This is a genomic window from Crossiella sp. SN42, from assembly GCF_023897065.1.
In the GTDB taxonomy this organism is placed as follows: Bacteria; Actinomycetota; Actinomycetes; order Mycobacteriales; family Pseudonocardiaceae; genus Crossiella.
Genome location: NZ_JAMHIV010000022.1, coordinates 151,922 through 170,835, shown reverse-complemented (window position 1 = coordinate 170,835; position 18,914 = coordinate 151,922). Strand labels below are relative to the sequence as shown.

Below are 18,914 nucleotides of genomic sequence, written 5' to 3'. Positions count from 1 at the left end.
GTGTACCGGGGAGACTCCGTGGACTTCAGCATGACCGAGGCCCAACAGGCACTGTCCACTGTGGCCGGTGAGATCCTGGCGCGCGAGGTGACCCAGGAACGGCTGCGCGCCGCGGAGTCCGAGCCGGATCGGTTCGACCGTCCACTGTGGAATGGTCTTGGCGCGTCCGGCCTGCTCGGGGCCGGTATCCCGGAACAGCTGGGCGGTTCCGGCTACGGCGTGCTGGAGCAGTGCTCGGTGCTCATCGCGCTGGGCCGGGCGGTGGCCCCGGTGCCCTATCTGGCTTCCACCGCGCTGGCCGCCTCCGCGATCGCGGAGTTCGGTGACCCGGCGGTGCGGGAGCGCTGGCTGCCGGGCGCGCTGAGCGGGGAGTCGGTGCTGACCGCGGCGCTGACCGACGAGTCGGCCACCACCGCCGAACGCACCGCCGAGGGCTGGCTGCTCAACGGAACCAAGACCGCGGTACCCGCGGGCGGGATCGCCGCGCTGTTCCTGGTCCCCGCGGACACTCCCGACGGACCCCGGGTCTTCCTGGTCACGCCGGAGGATCCGCGGGTGTCGGTGCGGCGGCAGGAGGTCGTGGACGGCGCGGGCACGGCCTGGCTGGAGCTGAACGGCACGCCGCTGCCCGCGGACCGGGTGCTGGCGGGCGCGGCGGTGGAGTTCCTGCACACCAGGGGCGTGCTCGGCTGGTGCGCGTTGCAGTTGGGCGTCACCGAGCGGGCGCTGGAGCTGACCGCGGCCTACGCCCGCGAGCGGGTCCAGTTCGGCAGGCCGATCGGTCAGTTCCAGGCGGTGGCCCAGCGCCTGGCCGACGCCTACATCGACGTCGAGGGCATCCGGCTCACCCTGTGGCAGGCGGCCTGGCGGGTCAGCGAGGGCCTGCCCAGCCCGGAGTCCCTGGCCACGGCCAAGTTCTGGGCCGCCGACGCGGGCCACCGGGTGGCGCACACCGCGGTGCACATCCACGGCGGCGTCGGCATCGACCTGGACCACCAGTTGCACCGCTACTTCACCGCCGCCAAGCACGCCGAGTTCGCCCTCGGCGGCGCAACCCATCAGCTCCGAGCCCTCGGCGCCGAGCTCCTGCGCCGCCCTTAACGGAGCTTGGACATCCGCTCCACGGTCTCGTCGAACTCCTGGACCAGGTCAGCCATCAGGTCGGCGACCGGGCGGATCTGGTTCATCCGGCCGACGATCTGGCCGACCGGCATGGCCACCACCTCCGGGTCGTCGGCCGCGGCGAGGCGCTGGTGGGCCTCGTTCACCAGCAGGTTCTGCAACGGCATGGGCAGCGGTTCGGGCGCGCCGGGGGCGGACCAGGCCTCGGTCCAGCGGGTGCGCAGCAGGCGCGCGGGTTTGCCGGTGTAGATGCGCGAGCGCACGGTGTCGCTGGAGCGGGCGGCCAGCAGGGCCCGCTGGGTGGCCGAGTTCGGGCCGCCGAGGGTGTACTCGGCGCTGGTCAACCAGCAGGAGCCCATCCAGACCCCTTGCGCGCCAAGGGCGAGCGCGGCCGCGGCCTGGCGGCCGGAGCCGATCCCGCCCGCGGCCAGCACCGGGACCCGGCCGCCGACCGCGTCCACGATCTCCGGCAGCAGCACCATGGTGGCGATCTCCCCGGTGTGCCCGCCGGCCTCATAGCCTTGGGAGACCACGATGTCCACTCCGCCGAGCATGTGCCGCACCGCGTGTTCGGCCCGGCCGGCCAGCGCGGCGACCAGGACGTCGTGCTGGTGCGCGCGGTCGATGACGTCGATCGGCGGCGGGCCGAGGGCGTTGGCGATCAGGCGGATCGGGTGGCCGAGGGCGACGTCCACATGGGACCGGGCGACCGAGTGCAGCCAGCCGAGCACTCCGCCGGGCTCGCCGGCCGCGGCTTCCGGCACGCCCAGTTCGGCCAGGGTGCGCTGGACGAACTCGCGGTGTGCCGCGGGGATCAGCGCGTCCAGGTCGACCGCGGTGCCCTCCTTCGGGGCGGCGGCCGGCATGACGATGTCCACGCCGTAGGGGCGGCCGCCGGTGTTGGCGTCCATCCAGTCCAGCGCGGCGTCCAGGTCCTCGGCGCGGTTGTAGCGCACGCAGCCCAGCACGCCGAAGCCACCGGCGCGACTGATCGCGGCGGCCACGTGTTCGGACGGGGTGAAGCCGAGCACCGGGTACTCGATACCCAGCACCTCACACAGCGACGTTCGCATCCGGGTGCTCCTCGACGTAGCGTTGGGCCCAGCGGTAGTCCGGTTTCCCGCTGACGGATCGGCCGATCTCCTCCACCAGCCACAGGCTGCGCGGCACCTTGTACCCGGCGATCAGCTCGCGCACGTGCCGGTCCAGCGCGGCGAAACTCGGTGCGGCCCCTGGCCGTGGCTGCACCAGGGCGGCCACCCGCTGGCCGAGGCGCTGGTCGGGGATGCCGACCACGAGCGCGTCCAGCACGTCCGGGTGGGACTTGAGCGCGCCCTCCACCTCCTCCGGGTAGACCTTCTCGCCGCCGGTGTTGACGCAGGTGTTGCCGCGCCCCAACAGGGTCACCGTGCCGTCGGACTCGACCCTGGCGTAGTCGCCGGGGATGGCGTAGCGGCGACCGTCGATCTCGGTGAGCATGGTCGCGGTCTTGACCGGGTCCTTGTAGTAGCCCAGCGGCAGGTGCCCCGACCGGGCCAGGCGGCCGACAACCCCTGGCGCGACTGGCTTTCCGGCCTCGTCGATCACCACGGTGTCCGCGTCCACCTTGACCCTGGGCCCGTCGTTGGGCTGGCCGTCGCGGCCGACCACGCCGATGCCGCTGAACCCGGTCTCCGACGAGCCGATCGTGTCGGTGAGCATGAGGTTGGGCAAGGCTTCGAGGTACTGCTGCTTGACGCTGGGCGAGAACAGCGCGGCGCTGCTGGAGATGGCGAACAGCGAGGAGGCGTCGTAGCCGCCGCGGTGGTAGGCCTCGATCAGCGGGCGGGCCATCGCGTCGCCGACGATGGTGAGCACGTTGACCTTGTGCCGCTGGATCGCCTGCCACACCTCGTCGGCGTCGAAGTGCGGCACCAGCACCACGGTGCCGCCGCCGAACAGGCTCTGGAAGGTGGCCCACTGCGCCGCGCCGTGGATCAGCGGCGCGACCGGCAGCCGCACCAGCGCGAAGTCCTTGCCCGCGCGGCATTGCTGCCATTCGTCCGGCAGCCGGGCGCCGCTGAAGAAGTCGATGCCGCCGCCGAGCACCCGCCACACGTCCTCGTGCCGCCACACCACGCCCTTGGGATGCCCGGTGGTGCCGCCGGTGTAGAGGATGTAGCGGTCGTCGGGGCTGCGCTCGGCGAAGTCGCGGTCCGGTGCGCCGTCGGCGAGCGCGTCCGCGTAGGACACCCCGGCGAACCCGGCGCCGGACTCGTCCGGGATCACCACGGTGTGCCGCAACCGGGGCACCTGCGGCAGGATCTCGGCCACCAGCGGGCCGTGCCGCTGCTCGTGGATGAGCGCGACCAGGTCGGCGTTGTCGTAGAGGTACTGCAACTCGTTCTTGAGATAGCGGTAGTTGACGTTGATGGCGACCGCGCGCAGCTTGTACGCGGCGATCATCGCCTCCACCGCCTCGATGGAGTTGCGCGCGTGCACCCCGATGTGCGAACCGGGTACGACCCCGTTTTTTCGCAGGTGGTGGGCGAGTCTGTTGGACCGCTCCTCCAGCTCCGCGTAGCTGACCTGGCGGCCGCCGCAGATCACGGCGACGCGCTCGGGGACGAGATCGACGGCATGTTCGACGAGATCCGCTATGTTGACGGCCACGCTTCGAAAGTAGAACGTGTTATCGTTGCCCGGCAATAGCCCATGGAGAGGAGAAAAGCTCCATGTCCGCTGACGCTCCGCACTGCCTGGTGGAACAACGAGACGCCGTGCTCGTGGTGACGATGAACCGCCCGGAGGCCCGCAACGCCCTCACCGGCCCGATGCTGGCGATCATGCGCGAGGCCTGGGACGAGGTGGATCGCAACCCGGCCATCCGGGCCTGCGTGCTCACCGGCGCGGGCGGCGCGTTCTGCGCGGGCGCGGACCTCAAGGCGATGACACAGTCCCACCCGAGCGAGCAGTTCCGCGAGGGTTTTGACCTGTCGGTGATCCCGGCGCTGCTGAAGGGCCGCCGGTTGAGCAAACCGCTGCTGGCCGCGGTGGAGGGCCCGGCGATCGCCGGCGGCACGGAGATCTTGCAGGCGACGGACATCAGGGTGGCCGGGGCGAGCGCGCGGTTCGGGGTGTCGGAGGCGCGGTGGGGCCTGTTCCCGTTGGGGGGCAGCGCGGTCCGGCTGCCCAGGCAGATCCCGTACACGGTGGCGGCGGACCTGTTGCTGACCGGCCGGCACATCGGCGCGGCCGAGGCCAAGGAGATCGGCCTGATCGGGCACGTGGTGCCGGACGGTCAGGCGCTGGCGAAGGCCCTGGAGCTGGCGGAGGCGATCGCGGCGAACGGACCGCTTGCGGTGCAGGCGATCCTGCGCACGATGCGGGAGACGGAGGGCATGGCGGAGGACGAGGCGTTCCCGGTGGAGGCGAAGCTGGGAGCGGCGGTGTTCGCGAGCAAGGACGCGCGGGAAGGGCCGAAGGCGTTCAAGGAGAAGCGGAAACCGGAGTTTCGCGGGGAGTAGGCGGGAGGTCGCGGCGAGCGGGGCCGGGCGGTCAGCGGGCGCGCAACTGCCGCACGATCTGCCCGAGGTCCTCCTCCGCCGCCGGACACTCCGCCAGCCGCTGGGCCACCAGCGACGCCAGCGGCAGTTCCGCCGCCTCCGCCGCCAGCCGGGAGTCCTTGGCCGCCAACCGGATCGGGTAATGAGCCCCGGTCGCGAACGCCCGCGCCACCAAGCCACCCAGCGCCGACCCGGCGAGCGCCTCCCGCACCAACTCCGCCGGCAACCCGAACGCCTCGGCCAGGGTCAGCGCCTCGGCGATCGCGGCCACGCCGGTGACCGTGGCGTTGATCAGCACCAGTTTCAGCGCGGCCCCGGTGCCGGTCAGCCCGGTGCGCACCACCTTGCCGAACACCTCCAGCACCGGCAGCACCGGCTCGGCCGGGCCACCCACCAGCAGCGTCAGCTCACCCGCCGCGGCCTTGTCCGCGCTGCCCATCACCGGCGCGTCGATCAGCGTGACGCCCCTGGGCAGCAGTGCGGCGACCTCGCGCAGGGCCTCCGGGCCGATGGTGGACATCTCGATCAGCGTGCTGCCCGGACGCAGGTCCAGTTCGGCGACGACGCTGAGCACCGCGGCCGGGTCGGCGAGCATGGTCACCACGATCTCGGCGTCCCGGGCCGCCTCGGCCGGGGTGCTCGCGACCCGGGCGGCCAGGGCCGCGGCGCGTTCCGGGGAACGGTTCCACCCGGTCAGCGGGTAGCCCGCGGCGAGCAGGCGGCGAGCCATCGGCAGGCCCATGGTGCCCAGTCCCAGGAACGCGATCCGTGTGTTCACGGCGCTGACGCTAGGCCGCCGGGAGCCCTGCTACCAGCGAATGGTTCGCATGCCCGCCATGCTAGACAGGCATGCGTTCGACCGGGTAGCCGTTCTTCCAGATGGTGTGGATCTCGCGCAGGGCGGTGATGTCGGTGGTCGGGTCGCCCTCGACCAGTAGCAGGTCGGCGCGCAGGCCGCGGGCGAGGCGGCCCCGGTCGGACAGCGCGAAGTGCTTGGCGGGCACGGAGGTCGCCGCGGCCAGGGCCTGGGCCGGGGTCAGGCCCGCGGTCACCAGGTGCGCGATCTCGGTCAGCATGCTGGGGCCGTGCGCGGCGCCGGGCATGGTGGCGTCGGTGCCCGCGAGCACCGGGACGCCCTCGGCGTGCAGGCGGCGGACGTTGGCCAGGGCGTTGCGCAGGAACGACGGGCGGCAGCGGGTGCTGCGCTTGGTCAGGGACTCCCGTTGCGGGGCCGACAGGTACGGCGTGATCCGGGGGTCTGCCAGCAGGGAGTCCGCGCTGGCGCCGCAGTCGTAGACGGACAGGGTCGGCACCACGACGGTGCCCGCGGCGCGCAGGGCGGCGGCGAACTCCGGCGTGGCCTCGGTGTCGGTCCACACGTGCACCAGGGCGTCCGCGCCCGCGTCGACGGCGATCCTGGTGTTGTGCAGCTGTTCGGCGTGCGCGACCGCGAGCCTGCCCCTGCGGTGCGCGGCCTGGACCACGGCCCGCGCCTGGGCCGGGGTGAGCGTGGGGAACGGGTGTTCCGGGCTGCCGTCCTCGATCACCAGCTTGATGAAGTCCGAGCCCTCGGCCACCCGCTCGCCGACGAAGGCGTCCGGGTCCGCGCCCGGGGTCAGCCGGGGGAAGCCGGGGCCGCGCGGGTGGCCGTCGGGCACGGTGACGCCGAACCCGGCCGACCACAGGTCCGCCTGGCCGGTGCGGGCGTGACCCCGGCGCTGGCGGCGGGCCTCGGCGAGTCCGGACGGGTCGCCGAACATGTCCAGCTCGGTGGTGACGCCGAAGCGCAGCGCGTCGGCACGGGCCGTCTCGTTGAGGTGCACGTGGCAGTCGATGAGACCGGGCAGCAGGGTCCGGCCGCGACCGTCGTGCACGGGCACGCCGGCGGCAAGCACCTCGCCGACCGCACGGATCCGGCCGTCGGCGACCAGCACCGAGGCGTGCGGCAGCACCCGCTCGCCGTCGAAGACCCTGGCATCGCGGATCACGAACGCGCCGGATCCCGTTGCGGCAGTGGCCGATCCGCCGAGTGCGACGGTGGCGGCCCCGGCGGCGAACAGTCCCATGGCCTTGCGGCGCGGCAGCTCCATGCCGACTTTCTACCGATCCCACGGTCCGCGGTGGACCGACGAACGACCAGCAGCACGCCGACTTTCGTTCAGTACACGCCAGGGCCGAGCTTGCGGTGGTCCCAGCTGGCGATCCGGCTGCGGTGGAAGGTGATCGCGACCCGTTTCACCGCCTGCCGGGCGATGTGCTCGCTGGCCGCCTCGTCCACCGGGCCGCCGCCGTAGCGGGTGAGGATCGCGGTCCCCACCCGCAGCACGGCGGCCGGATCGGTCTGCACCTCCGCGGTGCCCTCCATGGACACCCCGCGCAGCTTCTCGTAGCTGTCCCCCGCCTCGACCAGGCAGCTCAGCCGAGGGTCCCGCCGCAGGTTGTGCACCTTCTGCGAGGCCGCGTAGGTCCAGAACACGATCTCCCCGTCCAGCAGGGCGAACCACATCGGCACCACGTGCGGGTGCCCGGTCGGGCCGAGGCTGGCCACCACCAGTGTGCGCTGCTCGCCGAGGAAGTTCTCCACCTCGGCCGGGGACATGGTGATCTGGTCTCGGCGGCTCATCCGGGCTCCCTGGTCAGATGGTGCGGGCACTGCCCGCCCAGTACGGTTCGCGCAGCCTTCGCTTGTACAGCTTGCCGTTGGGATCCCTCGGCAGCGAGTCGAGGTAGTCGATGCTGCGCGGCAGCTTGAACTTGGCCAGCCTGGTCCCGGCCCAGGCGAGCAGCTCCTCGGTCAGCGCCGCGTCCCCGGTCACCCCGTCTGCGGGCTGCACCACCGCCTTGACCTCCTCGCCCCAGTCCGGGTGCGGGATGCCGAAGACCGCCACGTCGGCCACCTTCGGGTGCACCGCCAGCTCGCCCTCGATCTCGGCGGGGTAGATGTTCACCCCACCGGAGATGATCATGTCGTTGCGCCGGTCGCAGAGGAACAGGTAGCCGTCGGCGTCCAGGTAGCCGATGTCCCCCATGGTGAACAGCTCACCCACCCGGTTGGCCGCGGTCTTCTCCGGGGCGCCGTGGTACTCGAAGGTGGTCACCGCCCCGGCCTGCAGGTACACCAGCCCCGGCTGACCGACCGGCACCTCGGCTCCCTGCTCGTCCAGCACCTTGACCTGCGAGCCCGGCCAGGGCAGGCCGACCGAACCGGGTTTGGCCAGCCACTGCGCGGAGTCGATCACCGCGCCGCCGCCCTCGGTGGCCGCGTAGTACTCCACGATCACCGGCCCGAGCCAGTCGATCATCCGGCGCTTGGTCTCCTGCGGGCAGGGCGCGGCCCCGTGCACGAGCTTGCGCAGCGAGGACAGGTCGTACCTGGCGCGGGTTTCGGCCGGCAGCGCGAGCAGGCGGTGGAACTGGGTGGGCACCACGTGGCTGTGCGTGACCCGGTGCCGCTCGATCAGCCGCAGCATCTCCTCGGCGTCCCAGCCGTCCATCAGCACCACCGGATGCCCGTAGAGCACCGAGACGACGGCACAGCTGAGCACCGCGGCGTGGTAGAGCGGCGAGCCGCACAGGTGCACGTGCCCGTCGTGCGGGCGCAGGTCGAACAGGGCGAAGAACAGCCGGTTGCGCGCGGGCACCTCGTCCACCGGCTCCCCGGTCAGCGGCCGGCGCACGCCCTTGGGTCGCCCGGTGGTGCCGGAGGTGTAGAGCATCGGCGAGCCCAGCACCCGGTCGTCCGGCCGGCCAGGCGGTTCACCCGCGCCCAGCTCGGCCAGCGGCCGGAACCCGTCGATCGCCCCCACCGCGAACCGGGCTTCTTCCGGCACCGGGTCGCCCTCGACCGCGGCCCGCGCGGACCCGGCGAAGCGCTCGTGCGCGACGAAGGCCTTGGCCCCGCTGTCGGCGATGATGTAGTTGATCTCCGGTCCGACCAGGTGCCAGTTCACCGGGACGAAGTACAGGCCAGTTTGCAACGCGGCGAAGAACACCGCGAGCAGCTCGGCGGAGTTGGGCAGCAGCACCACCACGGTGTCCCCCGGCGCCAGGCCCAGCGCCTGGAACCCGCGCCCGTACCGGTTGGCGCGGCTGGTCAGCTCGCCGTAGCTGATCTCGGTGCCGTCGGGTTCGATCACCGCGACCCGGTCCGGTTCGGCCTCGGCGATGGTCCACAGTCCGATCGGCTCGCTCATCCCGCCACCTCGTTCCCGCTCGACACCACGGCCGCGCCAACCGCGCGCACCGCCCCTGCCTCCCCAGCCCCGCGAACCGCCGCAGCCTCCCCGACCCCGCGCGCCGCCACCACTCCCCCGGCCTCGTGCACCGCCGCTGCCTCTCCAGCCCCGTCCACCACCGCCTCCCCGACCGCGCGCACCGCCGCGGCATCCCGGCAGCCGACCACCAGCATGGTCACCCCGGCCGCCGCCCACCTGCCGATCTCCGCGCGCACCCGCTCCCGGTCCCCGACGATGGTCACCTCGGCCACCAGCTCGTCCGGCACCGCCCGCGCCGCCTCCTCCTTGCGCCCGGCCCCGAACAGCCGGGTCACCTCCGCGACCACCTCGCCGTATCCCATCCGGGTGAACACATCCGCGTGGAAGTTCATCGTGGGCGCGCCCATGCCGCCCAGGTAGAGCGCATAGGTCGGTTTCAGCCGGGCCAGCTCGGCCGCCGGGTCCTCGGTGACCACCACCGGCACGCTGACCGCGATCTCGAAGTCGGCCGCGCCGCGCCGCGCGCCCGGCCGGGCGAAGCCCTCTTCCAGGTACTCGCGGTACAGCCCGGCCAGCCGCGGGGTGTAGTAGATGGCCAGCCAGCCGTCGGCGATCTCCGCGGTCTGCGCGATGTTGGCCGGGCCCTCCGCGCCGAGCCAGATCGGCAGGTCGGCGCGCAGCGGGTGGGTGATCGGCTTGAGCGGGCGGCCCAGGCCGAGCGCGCCGGGGCCGGTGTAGGGCAACGGGTAGTGCGGGCCGTCGTTACGCACCGGGGCCTGCCTGGCCAGCACCTGACGGATGATCGAGACGTACTCCCTGGTGCGCGCCAAGGGTTTGCCGAAGGGCTGGCCGTACCAGCCCTCCACCACCTGCGGCCCGGACACGCCGAGCCCGAGGATGGCCCGGCCGCCGGAGAGGTGGTCCAGGGTCAGCGCGTGCATCGCGCAGGCGGCCGGACTGCGCGCGGAGAGCTGGGCCACCGAGGTGCCCAGCCGGATCCGCTCGGTGTGCGAGCCCCACCAGGCCAGCGGGGTGAAGGCGTCCGAGCCCCAGGACTCGGCGGCGAACACCGCGTCGAACCCGGCCCGCTCCGCCTCGGTAACGAGTTCCAGGGTGTCATCCGGTGGGCCTGCGCCCCAGTAGCCGAGCTGCAACCCAAGTCGCATAGCGCACAACCGTCCTTCCGGGTCAGCTGTCTCCTACCATCTTGCCGCAAAAACGAGAACGTGTTTCACTCAATTCCGTGACCGTGAGCCACCAGCCGCTCAGCGCTGAGCTCCGGGTGGAGTTCGCCTACACCCGTTCGCTCGGACCGACGCTCGGCGCCTTCCTGACCGCCCTGCGCGCCCACCGCGTGCTGGGTGTCCGCGGCGCGGACGGACGGGTGCACGTGCCGCCTGCCGAGTACGACCCGGTGACCGCCGAACCGCTCACCGAGCTGGTCGAGGTGGGCAGCACCGGCACCGTGCTGAGCTGGACCTGGCAGCCGGAACCGCTGGCCGGGCAACCGCTCCAGCGACCGTTCGGCTGGGCGCTGATCCGGCTGGACGGCGCGGACACCGCACTGCTGCACGCGGTGGACGTGCCCGGACCGGACTCGCTGTCCATCGGCCTGCGGGTGCGGGCCCGCTGGACCGCCGAGCCGGTCGGCGCGATCACCGACCTGGCCTGCTTCGAGCCACTGGACGCGGCCACCCCGGAACCGCCGGTGCCCGAGTTCGCCGAGGACGTGCGCGGCACGGTCAGCCCGATCAACCTGCACTACCGGCACAGCGCCTCCGCCGCGGAAAGCGAGTTCCTGCGCGGGGTCGCCAGGGGCGAGCTGACCGGGCAGCGCTGTCCGGTGTGCGCGCAGGTCTACATCCCGCCGCGCGGCGCCTGCCCCACCGACGGGGTGCCGCTGACCGACTGGGTGCGACTGTCCGACGAGGGCACGGTGACCAGCTTCTGCGTGGTCAACGTGCCGTTCCTGGGCCAGCGCATCCCGCCGCCGTACGTGGCCGCCGCCGTGCTGCTCGACGGCGCGGACATCCCGTTCCAGCACCTGGTGCTGGGCATCGCGCCCGAGCAGGTCCGGATGGGCCTGCGGGTGCGCGCGGTGTGGCGGCCCCGCGAGCAGTGGGGCCACACCCTGGAGAACATCGACCACTTCACCCCGACCGGCGCGCCGGACGCCCCGTTCGACAGCTTCGCCCGCCACCTGTAGCCCACCACCAGCAGAGGAGCAGGCCGTGCCGGAGGTCGCCGTGGTCGCCTTCGCCCAGTCCCCCGCGGTGCGCCGGACCGAGGCCTCCGGCAACGGGGTCGAGCTGCTCGTGCCGCTGTTCCAGCAGGTCTACACCGACACCGGACTGTCCAAACAGGACATCGGGTTCTGGTGCTCGGGATCCTCGGACTACCTGGCGGGGCGGGCGTTCTCCTTCGTCTCCGCGGTGGACGCGATCGGCGCGTTCCCGCCGATCAGCGAGTCGCACGTGGAGATGGACGCGGCCTGGGCGCTGTACGAGGCGTGGGTGCGGCTCAAGCTCGGCGAGGTGGACACCGCGCTGGTCTACGGCTTCGGCAAGTCCTCGGCCGGCGAGCTGCGCCGGGTGCTGGCGCTACAGCTGGACCCGTACCTGATGACCCCGCTGTGGCCGGACTCGGTCAGCATCGCCGGACTCCAGGCCCGCCTCGGTATGGCACAGGGGCGGTGGAGCGAACGCGCGATGGCCGAGGTGGCCGCCCGCTCCCGCGCCGACGCCGTGGGCAACCCCGAGGCCCAACTTTCCGGCACACCAACGGTTGCCGAGCTCCTGGACCAGCCGTACCTGGCGGATCCGCTGCGGGCGCACGACTGCGCGCCGATCAGCGACGGCGCCTCGGTGGTGGTGCTGGCCGCGGGTGACCGGGCCCGCGAGCTCTGCGCCCGACCGGCCTGGATCACCGGGCTGGCGCACCGCACCGACAGCGGCCAGCTCGGCTCCCGTGACCTCACCGCCGCCCCCTCCGCCGTCGCCGCGGCACGGGCCGCGGGCGGCGACGGGGTCCAGCTGGCCGAGCTGCACGCGCCGTTCACCCACCAGGAGATCCTGCTGCGCCAAGAACTTGGGCTCGACGAGGCCCGGATCAACCCCTCCGGCGGGGTGCTCGCGGGCAACCCGATGTTCGCCGCCGGACTGTCCCGGATCGGCCTGGCCGCCCGGCACATCCACGCCGGCGAGGCGGACCGGACCCTGGCGCACGCCACCAGCGGCCCGTGCCTGCAACAAAATCTGGTCTGCGTACTGGAAGGCGGCGACTGATGGCCCAGCTCGCGGCCGTGCTCGGCACCGGCCAGACCCACCACGCGGCCAAACGCCTGGACGTGTCCATGGCCGGGCTCTGCCGCGAGGCCGTCGACCGCGCCCTCGACGACGCCGGGGTCGAGATGGCCGACATCGACGCGGTGGTGCTCGGCAAGGCCCCAGACCTGTTCGAGGGCGTCATGATGCCCGAGCTGCACCTCACCGATGCCTTGGGCGCCAACGGGAAACCGCTGCTGCGGGTGCACACCGCCGGATCGGTCGGCGGGTCCACCGGGGTGGTCGCGGCCAGCCTGGTGCAGGCCGGGATCCACCGGCGGGTGCTGGCGGTGGCCTTCGAGAAGCAGTCGGAGTCCAACGCGATGTGGGCGCTGTCGGTGCCCACCCCGTTCGTCATGCCGGTGCACGCCGGGGCGGGCGGCTACTTCGCCCCGCACGTGCGCGCCTACATCCGCCGCGCGGGCGCGCCGGGGCACATCGGCGCGCTGGTCGCGGTCAAGGACCGGCGCAACGGCGCGCTCAACCCGCACGCGCACCTGCGCCAGCCCGACATCACCCTGGAGTCGGTGCAGGCATCCCCGATGCTGTGGGACCCGATCCGCTACGACGAGACCTGCCCCTCCTCCGACGGCGCCGCCGCGCTGGTGCTCGGCGACGAGACCGCCGCGAAAGCCGCGCCGGGCAAGGTGGCCTGGGTGCACGCCACCGCGATGCGCACCGAGCCGACCAGCTTCGCCGGACGGGACCAGGTCAACCCGCGCGCCGGGCGGGAAGCCGCGGCCGCGCTGTGGCGGGAGGCCGGGATCACCGACCCGCTGCGGCAGGTCGACGTGGCCGAGATCTACGTGCCGTTCTCCTGGTTCGAGCCGATGTGGTTGGAGAACCTCGGTTTCGCCGAGGCCGGACAGGGCTGGAAGCTCACCGAGGCAGGCGAGACCGAGCTGACCGGTCGCCTCCCGGTGAACCCCTCCGGCGGAGTGTTGTCCACGAATCCTATTGGCGCGTCAGGGTTGCTGCGCTTCGCCGAGGCCGCCCGGCAGGTGCAGGGCCGCGCGGGCGCGCACCAGGTCGACGGGGCGCGCCTGGCGCTGGGGCACGCCTACGGCGGTGGATCGCAGTTCTTCGCACTGTGGGTGGTGGGCGCGGACAGACCGGGAGGCTGAGCAATGGGCACACCCGTACGACGACGGACCCTGTTCCAGGTGGCGGCGGTCGGCGCCGGGGCCGCGGTGGCCTCCGGCGCGCTCGGCCGCTTCGGCGCGCTCGCCGCCTACGGCGAGGTGCCCGCGCTGGCCGGGAAGACCGCGATCGTGGTGGGCAGCGGGTTCAGCGGGGCGGTCGCCGCGCTGCGGCTCGGTCAAGCGGGCGTGCGCACCACGGTGCTGGAGCGCGGACGGCGCTGGGAGGTCAAACCCAGCGGGGACACCTTCTGCACCATCAAGAACCCGGACTGGCGGTGCGCCTGGTTCAACGACCGGCCGCCGCTGGGCCTGGACATCAACAAGAAGATCGAGCGCAAGGCCGGGCTGATCGCCACCCACGAGGGCGAGGGCATCCGGGTGCTCAGCGGCTCCGGCGTCGGCGGCGGGTCACTGGTGATCGGGCTGTACATGCCGCAGCCGCGCCGCGCCGAGTGGGACAAGGTCTACCCGAGCCAGCTGCCCTTCGACGAGATGGACCGCACCTACTGGCCGCGCGCCAGGGAGAACCTCAAGGTCGGCTACCTGCCCGCCGACGTGCAGGCGCACCCGCAGTACCGGGGCGCGCGGGCGTGGCTGGAATACCTCGCCGAGTTCGGCAAGGAGCCGGTGCCGATCCCGTTCGCGGTGGACTGGAACGCCATCCGCGAGGAACTACAAGGCAAGCGGGTCGCCTGCCACAGCATCGGCGAGGGCCCCTTCGGCAGTAACTCCGGCGCCAAGAACAGCGTGGACCGCACCTACCTGGCCCGGGCCACCGCCACCGGCAACGTGACCATCCTGGCCCAGCACGAGGTCACCGAGATCCGCGAGGTGGCCGGGCGGTACGAGGTCGTGGTCAAGCTGACCAACGACAACGGGGATGTGCTCTCCACCAAGAAGATGGACGCCGACTACCTGTTCCTGGCCGCCGGTTCGGTGTACTCCTCCGGGCTGATGGTCACCGCCAAGGCCAAGGGCTGGCTGCCCAAGCTCAACGAGGCCACCGGCAAGGGCTGGGGCAACAACGGCGACTTCCTGGTGCTGCGGATGAACCTGCGCAAGGACGTCGGCTTCGACCAGGGCGGGCCGGGCAACGTCAAGTTCTTCGACGAGGCCAACCCGTTCGCGCCGACCTCGATGGCCTGGGAGGCCGCGCCGGTGCCCAACATCCTCAACCAGTCCAACACCACCCACCTGATCACCTCGGTCACCCCGGAACGCGGCGAGGTGCGCTACGACCCGGCCACCGGCGGCGGCAAGGTGCACTGGCCCTATGGCGTGATGGAAACCCTTGGCGAGAAAGCAGGTCGCGACCTGGCCACCCGGTTCTGGTGGGAGACCGAGGGCAAGAAGGGCTACCTGTTCAACGGGTTGCCCAACTACGACCGCGGCACCGCGCACGGGCTCGGCGCGCGCAACACCTACCACCCGCTGGGCGGCCTGGTGATGGGGCAGGCCACCGAGTTCTCCGGGCAGGTCAAGGGATATCCCGGTTTGTACTGCGTGGACGGGGCGCTGCTGCCCGGCTCCACCTGCCTGGCCAACCCGTCGCTGACCATCACCGCCAACGCCGAGCGGTGCCTTGACCTGTTCGTGGCCGGCGCGATCAAGGGAGAGCAGCGGTGAAGTTCACCTGCGCGGTCGCGATGAGCCCGCTGGAACAGCTGCCGGAGCTGGCGCGCACCGCGGAGGAGTGCGGGTTCGCCAACATCGCGCTGCCGGACTCGCTGTTCTTCTCCGAACAGGTCTCCGCCGACTACCCCTACACCCCCGACGGCAGCCGGTTCTGGCACGAGGACACCCCGTGGGCCGACCCGCTGGTGGCCGCCGCCGCGATGGGCGCGGTCACCTCCCGAATCGGCTTCTACACCCAGGTGCTCAAACTCGGTTCGCGCAACCCGGTGCTGCTGGCCAGACAGGTCGGCTCGGTGGCCGTGCTCACCGGGAACCGGTTCGGCCTCGGTGTCGGACTGGGCTGGTCGCCGGAGGAGTTCGCCTGGTGCGGAACGTCCTATTCGGACAGAGGACCGCGCGCGGACGAGGCGATCGCGGTGCTGCGGCTGATCCTGGGCGGCGGCATGGTGGAGTACCACGGCGAGCACTACCAGTTCGGCAAGCTGCGGATGAGTCCCGCGCCGAGCAGGCCCGTGCCCATCTACGTCGGCGGGCACAGCGGGCCCGGCCTGCGCAGGGCCGCGCGAGCCGGCGACGGCTGGACCTCGGCGATGATGGGCTTCGCCGAGCTGAAGACCACCATCGAACGGCTCACCGAACTGCGCGCGGCCTACGGTCGAGCCGGGGAACCCTTTGAGATCCAAGCGGTCTGCGTGGACCGGTTCGGCCTGGAGGGCTACCGGGAGCAGGCCGCGATCGGGGTCACCGACGCGATCGTGATGCCCTGGGTCTTCGACGGGGTGCCCTTCGACGGACCCCTGGAGGCGAAACAGGACTCCATGCGCAAGTTCGCCGAGACGATCATCGCCAAGCTGTGAGGAGCGCTGGATGACGGTCACCTGGACCGCCCCCGACGGCGAGCACCCGGCGCGGGCCGCCTCGATCCGCTCGATGACCGCGGTCGCCGCCGGGGACAAGGAGGGCTGGCTCGCGCTGTGGGCGCAGGACGCCGTGGTGCGCGACCCGGTCGGCCCGTCGATCTTCGACCCGACCGGCAAGGGCCATCACGGCCGGGCGGCCATCGGGGCGTTCTGGGACCTCACCATCGGGCAGATGGCCCGGATGGAGTTCGCCATCACCGACTCCTTCGCCGCCGGGGACGAGGTGGCCAACATCGGCACCATCTCGGCCATCGCCGCTGACGGGACCAGGATCGACACCGAGGGCGTGTTCGTCTACCGGGTCGGCGAGGACGGCTTGCTGACCTCGCTGCGGGCCTACTGGGAGTTCGACCGGGCCCTGGCCACCGTCAGCAAACCGTCAGGATGAGGCACACCCACCTTCGATATGATGCGATCGCATGACAACATGCGTTCGCAGATCACCTTGGGGGTGGGCGTGACCCAGATCCACGGCACGGTGGCACCGGGCTTCGAGCCGGTGCGCGATGCCTTCGCAGCCAACTTCAGCACCGGCGGCGACATCGGCGCCGCGGTCACCGTGTACCGGCGCGGGGAGAAGATCGTCGACCTGTGGGGCGGCGTGGCCGACGTGGACACCGGGCGGGAGTGGCGCCAGGACACCCTCCAGCTGGTGTTCTCCACCACCAAGGGCGTCACCGCCACGGTCGCGCACCTGTTGGTGCAGCGCGGGGAACTGGACCTGGACGCGCCGGTGGCCAAGTACTGGCCGGAGTTCGCCGCCGAGGGCAAGCAGGACATCCCGGTGCGCTGGCTGCTCTCCCACCAGGCCGGGCTGGCCGTGCCGCCCGAGCGGTTCCCGCTGTCCTGGCTGCGGGAGTGGGACCCGATCGTGGAGATGCTGGCCGCGCAGGCGCCGAACTGGGAGCCCGGCACCGCGCACGGCTACCACGGCCTCACCTACGGCTGGCTGGTCGGCGAGGTCATCCGCCGCGCCACCGGCCGCACCATCGGCGCCGTCCTGGCCGAGGAGGTGGCCAAGCCGCTGAACCTGGACCTGTGGATCGGCCTGCCCGAGGAGCAGGAACCCAGGGTGGCCAAGTTCATCGACCCCGACCCGATGCCGGAACCGACGCCTGGCCAGGAGCTGCCGCCGGAGATCGCCAAGATGCAGGCCGCCTTCAGCGACCTGAACTCGATGACCATGCGCGCGCTGATCGTGACCACCGAACCGATCCCGGCCAACAGCCGCGACCTGCGCGCCGCCGAGGTGCCCGCGGTCGGCGCGGTCGGCACCGCGGACTCCTTCGCCAAGCTGTACGCCAGCACCGTCGGCGAGGTGGACGGGTTCCGCCTGCTGACCCCGGAAACCGTGGACCGGGCGCGGACCGTGCAGACCATCGGCCCCGACCAGCTCCTGCAGCTGCCCACCGCGTGGGCGCTGGGCTACATCTCCGGACAGCCCGCGCCCGGCGTGGTGCCGACGATGGCCCTGCTCGGCCCGGACTCCTTCGGCCACGGCGGCTACGGCGGCTCGCTGGCCTTCGGCGACGTGCACCACGAGATCGGCTTCGGCTACGTGATGAACAAGATCCACAGCGGCCTGACCGGCGAGGGCGCCAACTCCGCCCGGCTGGTCAACGCGCTGCGCAGCTCGTTGGCTGGTTAGAGATTGAAGACCGGCGGTGCGAGCTTCTCCTTGCACCGCCGGTCGTTCCAGTCCGGCTGCGCGTCCCGCTGCTGCGCGGTCGGCGGTTTCGGGATGGGGCCGCTGGGGTCGGAGTTCAGGTTGGGCGGCCGGTTGATCGCGGTGTCGATCACCCGCAGCAGGGTGCGCACCGGGCCGCGCACGTCCCCGGCCAGCGCGCGAAGTCGTTGCGGGGCAACGGTGTCCCTGGTCTGGATGGACACCACGGTGAGCACGTTGCCCTCCTTCATGATGCCCAGGTGCACCACATCCGGCGGGTTCCAGGACTGCACGCAGGCGAAGTCGCCGTAGCGGACCAGCCCGAAGGCGCGGTCCTTGTCGGTGCGCCTCCGCACGAAGTCGGAGAAGGACTCCCTGGCACTGGCCTCGGCCCGCTCCTCGCCGAGGGCGATGGTCACCCGGATCTCCGCGCCCAGCGGGTTCACCCCCGCCGGCCAGGTGCACTCGTGCCGCCCGATCGGGTCGGCGTCGTTCTGGCGCGGCGGGTGCACGGCGCCCACGATCCCGGTGGTCTCCGGGTTGGTGGTCAGCACCTTGCAGATGTTGGGCACCTCGGTGATCACCGGTTTGTCCGCGGCCGCGTCCATCTTCTGCCCGAGGCTGATCAGCCGGGTGCACCCGCCGGTGAGGGTCACCGCGAGCAGGGTGGCGAGCAGGATTCCGTTACGTGCCATAGCCGTAGCTCCTGGAGAGCAGGAAGCAGCCCGGCACGTCGGCGGGGAACTCGGTGCGGGGGCTGGAGACACTGGCCTCGGCGTCGCAGCGCAGGTAGCGGAAGCCGTATACCTCGGGTCCGATGGAGTCCGAGCCGGTGATGTTGAACAGGAAGAACCCGTTGCCCAGCATCAGCCGGTGCGTCGACCGGTACCACAGCGCGGAGTCGCGGCGCAGGTCCCGCTGGTAGGACAGCTGGAGGTCCCGCTCCCGGCCCGGTTTGACCATGCCGAGGATGTCGCCGAAGCCCTGGTCGCAGACCGCGACCTCACCGAGCAGCGGCGGCATGTCCTTGGCCAGGTGGAACTTGATCAGCTCCGCGCCGCCGCGCTTGGCCTTGGCCTTGTCGCAGTGCTTGGCCGCGGCGTGGAAGAAGTCGAGCAGCTCGTCCAGTGAGCCGAAGGTGCGGCCCAGCGCCGCGACGCCCTCGCGCGGTCCGGTGCGGTAGTCCTCGCGCAGGTTGTACTTGCCGATCTCGGAGTTGTCCTCGGCCGGCAGGCAGGCGCTGGTGAGCAGCAGCAGCGCGGCCAGCAGGACCCGGCGCACGGGACCACCTCCTCCTCACCCAGCGTAGCGGGAGCAGGCGTTTCCGTGTTGTCCCCGGATCGGGGG

General features: G+C 72.1%; 18 protein-coding genes. 9 read left to right on the top strand and 9 right to left on the bottom strand.

Annotated elements, in window-relative coordinates:
• Window positions 1–18: 18 nt before the first annotated feature.
• Window positions 19–1,101, top strand: coding sequence for an acyl-CoA dehydrogenase family protein (locus M8C13_RS26115; protein ID WP_252483339.1), 1,083 nt, complete (start codon window positions 19–21; stop codon window positions 1,099–1,101).
• Here the strand turns inward: M8C13_RS26115 and M8C13_RS26110 are convergent.
• Together M8C13_RS26110 and M8C13_RS26105 are read right to left on the bottom strand one after the other, a co-directional pair.
• A complete protein-coding gene (locus M8C13_RS26110) occupies window positions 1,098–2,195 on the bottom strand; it encodes a nitronate monooxygenase family protein (RefSeq protein ID WP_252483338.1) in 1,098 nt (365 codons plus the stop codon). The two genes, M8C13_RS26115 and M8C13_RS26110, sit on opposite strands and share 4 nt — an antisense overlap.
• Window positions 2,176–3,774, bottom strand: a complete 1,599-nt coding sequence (locus tag M8C13_RS26105; RefSeq protein ID WP_252483337.1) for an acyl-CoA synthetase — start codon at window positions 3,772–3,774, stop codon at window positions 2,176–2,178. The genes M8C13_RS26110 and M8C13_RS26105 overlap by 20 nt, the downstream gene beginning before the upstream one ends.
• A gap of 62 nt (window positions 3,775–3,836) precedes the next feature.
• Between M8C13_RS26105 and M8C13_RS26100 the strand changes: the two genes are divergently transcribed.
• Window positions 3,837–4,628, top strand: a complete 792-nt coding sequence (locus M8C13_RS26100) for a crotonase/enoyl-CoA hydratase family protein (protein WP_252483336.1) — start codon at window positions 3,837–3,839, stop codon at window positions 4,626–4,628.
• Window positions 4,629–4,659: 31 nt separating this feature from the next.
• Here M8C13_RS26100 and M8C13_RS26095 read toward each other — a convergent pair whose 3' ends face one another.
• The 5 genes from M8C13_RS26095 to M8C13_RS26075 all read right to left on the bottom strand — a co-directional run bounded on the left by M8C13_RS26095 (window position 4,660) and on the right by M8C13_RS26075 (window position 10,047).
• Entirely contained in the window at window positions 4,660–5,445 is a 786-nt protein-coding gene (locus M8C13_RS26095; RefSeq protein ID WP_252483335.1) for an NAD(P)-binding domain-containing protein, read from the bottom strand.
• 61 nt (window positions 5,446–5,506) lie between these two features.
• Entirely contained in the window at window positions 5,507–6,757 is a 1,251-nt protein-coding gene (locus M8C13_RS26090) for an amidohydrolase family protein (RefSeq protein ID WP_252483334.1), read from the bottom strand.
• A 68-nt stretch (window positions 6,758–6,825) separates the two neighbouring features.
• Window positions 6,826–7,290 (bottom strand): pyridoxamine 5'-phosphate oxidase family protein, encoded by a 465-nt coding sequence (locus M8C13_RS26085; RefSeq protein ID WP_252483333.1) that lies wholly within the window; start codon window positions 7,288–7,290, stop codon window positions 6,826–6,828.
• Between the two features lie 13 nt (window positions 7,291–7,303).
• The gene (locus M8C13_RS26080; protein ID WP_252483332.1) at window positions 7,304–8,860 is read right to left on the bottom strand and encodes an acyl-CoA synthetase; all 1,557 of its coding nucleotides are present in this window, start codon (window positions 8,858–8,860) and stop codon (window positions 7,304–7,306) included.
• On the bottom strand, window positions 8,857–10,047 hold the full coding sequence (locus M8C13_RS26075) for an LLM class F420-dependent oxidoreductase (protein ID WP_252483331.1): 1,191 nt from the start codon (window positions 10,045–10,047) through the stop codon (window positions 8,857–8,859). Before M8C13_RS26075 ends, M8C13_RS26080 begins: the two co-directional genes overlap by 4 nt.
• An 83-nt stretch (window positions 10,048–10,130) precedes the next feature.
• Between M8C13_RS26075 and M8C13_RS26070 the strand changes: the two genes are divergently transcribed.
• Genes M8C13_RS26070 through M8C13_RS26040 form a run of 7 tightly spaced genes read left to right on the top strand, consistent with a single transcriptional unit; the run spans window position 10,131 to window position 17,549 of the window.
• A complete protein-coding gene (locus M8C13_RS26070; protein ID WP_252483361.1) occupies window positions 10,131–11,087 on the top strand; it encodes a Zn-ribbon domain-containing OB-fold protein in 957 nt (318 codons plus the stop codon).
• Between the two features lie 25 nt (window positions 11,088–11,112).
• Window positions 11,113–12,165 carry a thiolase domain-containing protein gene (locus M8C13_RS26065; protein WP_252483330.1) on the top strand — a complete coding sequence of 351 codons (1,053 nt, stop codon included), beginning with the start codon at window positions 11,113–11,115 and terminating at the stop codon, window positions 12,163–12,165.
• A complete protein-coding gene (locus M8C13_RS26060; RefSeq protein WP_252483329.1) occupies window positions 12,165–13,328 on the top strand; it encodes a thiolase domain-containing protein in 1,164 nt (387 codons plus the stop codon). Before M8C13_RS26065 ends, M8C13_RS26060 begins: the two co-directional genes overlap by 1 nt.
• Window positions 13,329–13,331: 3 nt before the next feature.
• The gene (locus M8C13_RS26055; RefSeq protein WP_252483328.1) at window positions 13,332–14,972 is read left to right on the top strand and encodes a GMC family oxidoreductase N-terminal domain-containing protein; all 1,641 of its coding nucleotides are present in this window, start codon (window positions 13,332–13,334) and stop codon (window positions 14,970–14,972) included.
• Window positions 14,969–15,838, top strand: a complete 870-nt coding sequence (locus tag M8C13_RS26050) for a TIGR03619 family F420-dependent LLM class oxidoreductase (RefSeq protein WP_252483327.1) — start codon at window positions 14,969–14,971, stop codon at window positions 15,836–15,838. Before M8C13_RS26055 ends, M8C13_RS26050 begins: the two co-directional genes overlap by 4 nt.
• 10 nt (window positions 15,839–15,848) lie before the next feature.
• Window positions 15,849–16,289, top strand: a complete 441-nt coding sequence (locus tag M8C13_RS26045; protein WP_252483326.1) for a nuclear transport factor 2 family protein — start codon at window positions 15,849–15,851, stop codon at window positions 16,287–16,289.
• A gap of 39 nt (window positions 16,290–16,328) precedes the next feature.
• Entirely contained in the window at window positions 16,329–17,549 is a 1,221-nt protein-coding gene (locus M8C13_RS26040; protein ID WP_252483325.1) for a serine hydrolase, read from the top strand.
• On the opposite strand, the gene M8C13_RS26035 is transcribed toward M8C13_RS26040, so the two are convergent.
• The gene (locus M8C13_RS26035; RefSeq protein ID WP_252483324.1) at window positions 17,546–18,262 is read right to left on the bottom strand and encodes a hypothetical protein; all 717 of its coding nucleotides are present in this window, start codon (window positions 18,260–18,262) and stop codon (window positions 17,546–17,548) included. The genes M8C13_RS26040 and M8C13_RS26035 overlap by 4 nt on opposite strands.
• Window positions 18,252–18,848: a hypothetical protein gene (locus M8C13_RS26030; protein ID WP_252483323.1), complete on the bottom strand. Its 597-nt coding sequence runs from the start codon at window positions 18,846–18,848 to the stop codon at window positions 18,252–18,254. Before M8C13_RS26030 ends, M8C13_RS26035 begins: the two co-directional genes overlap by 11 nt.
• Window positions 18,849–18,914: the final 66 nt, after the last annotated feature.

Coding starts and splice junctions, on each gene's coding strand:
- M8C13_RS26090 (WP_252483334.1), bottom strand. CDS start 6,757: ATGGAGCTGCCGCGCCGCAAGGCCATGGGACTGTTCGCCGCCGGGGCC.
- M8C13_RS26040 (WP_252483325.1), top strand. CDS start 16,329: ATGCGTTCGCAGATCACCTTGGGGGTGGGCGTGACCCAGATCCACGGC.
- M8C13_RS26055 (WP_252483328.1), top strand. CDS start 13,332: ATGGGCACACCCGTACGACGACGGACCCTGTTCCAGGTGGCGGCGGTC.
- M8C13_RS26100 (WP_252483336.1), top strand. CDS start 3,837: ATGTCCGCTGACGCTCCGCACTGCCTGGTGGAACAACGAGACGCCGTG.
- M8C13_RS26110 (WP_252483338.1), bottom strand. CDS start 2,195: ATGCGAACGTCGCTGTGTGAGGTGCTGGGTATCGAGTACCCGGTGCTC.
- M8C13_RS26060 (WP_252483329.1), top strand. CDS start 12,165: ATGGCCCAGCTCGCGGCCGTGCTCGGCACCGGCCAGACCCACCACGCG.
- M8C13_RS26085 (WP_252483333.1), bottom strand. CDS start 7,290: ATGAGCCGCCGAGACCAGATCACCATGTCCCCGGCCGAGGTGGAGAAC.
- M8C13_RS26080 (WP_252483332.1), bottom strand. CDS start 8,860: ATGAGCGAGCCGATCGGACTGTGGACCATCGCCGAGGCCGAACCGGAC.
- M8C13_RS26075 (WP_252483331.1), bottom strand. CDS start 10,047: ATGCGACTTGGGTTGCAGCTCGGCTACTGGGGCGCAGGCCCACCGGAT.
- M8C13_RS26035 (WP_252483324.1), bottom strand. CDS start 18,262: ATGGCACGTAACGGAATCCTGCTCGCCACCCTGCTCGCGGTGACCCTC.
- M8C13_RS26045 (WP_252483326.1), top strand. CDS start 15,849: ATGACGGTCACCTGGACCGCCCCCGACGGCGAGCACCCGGCGCGGGCC.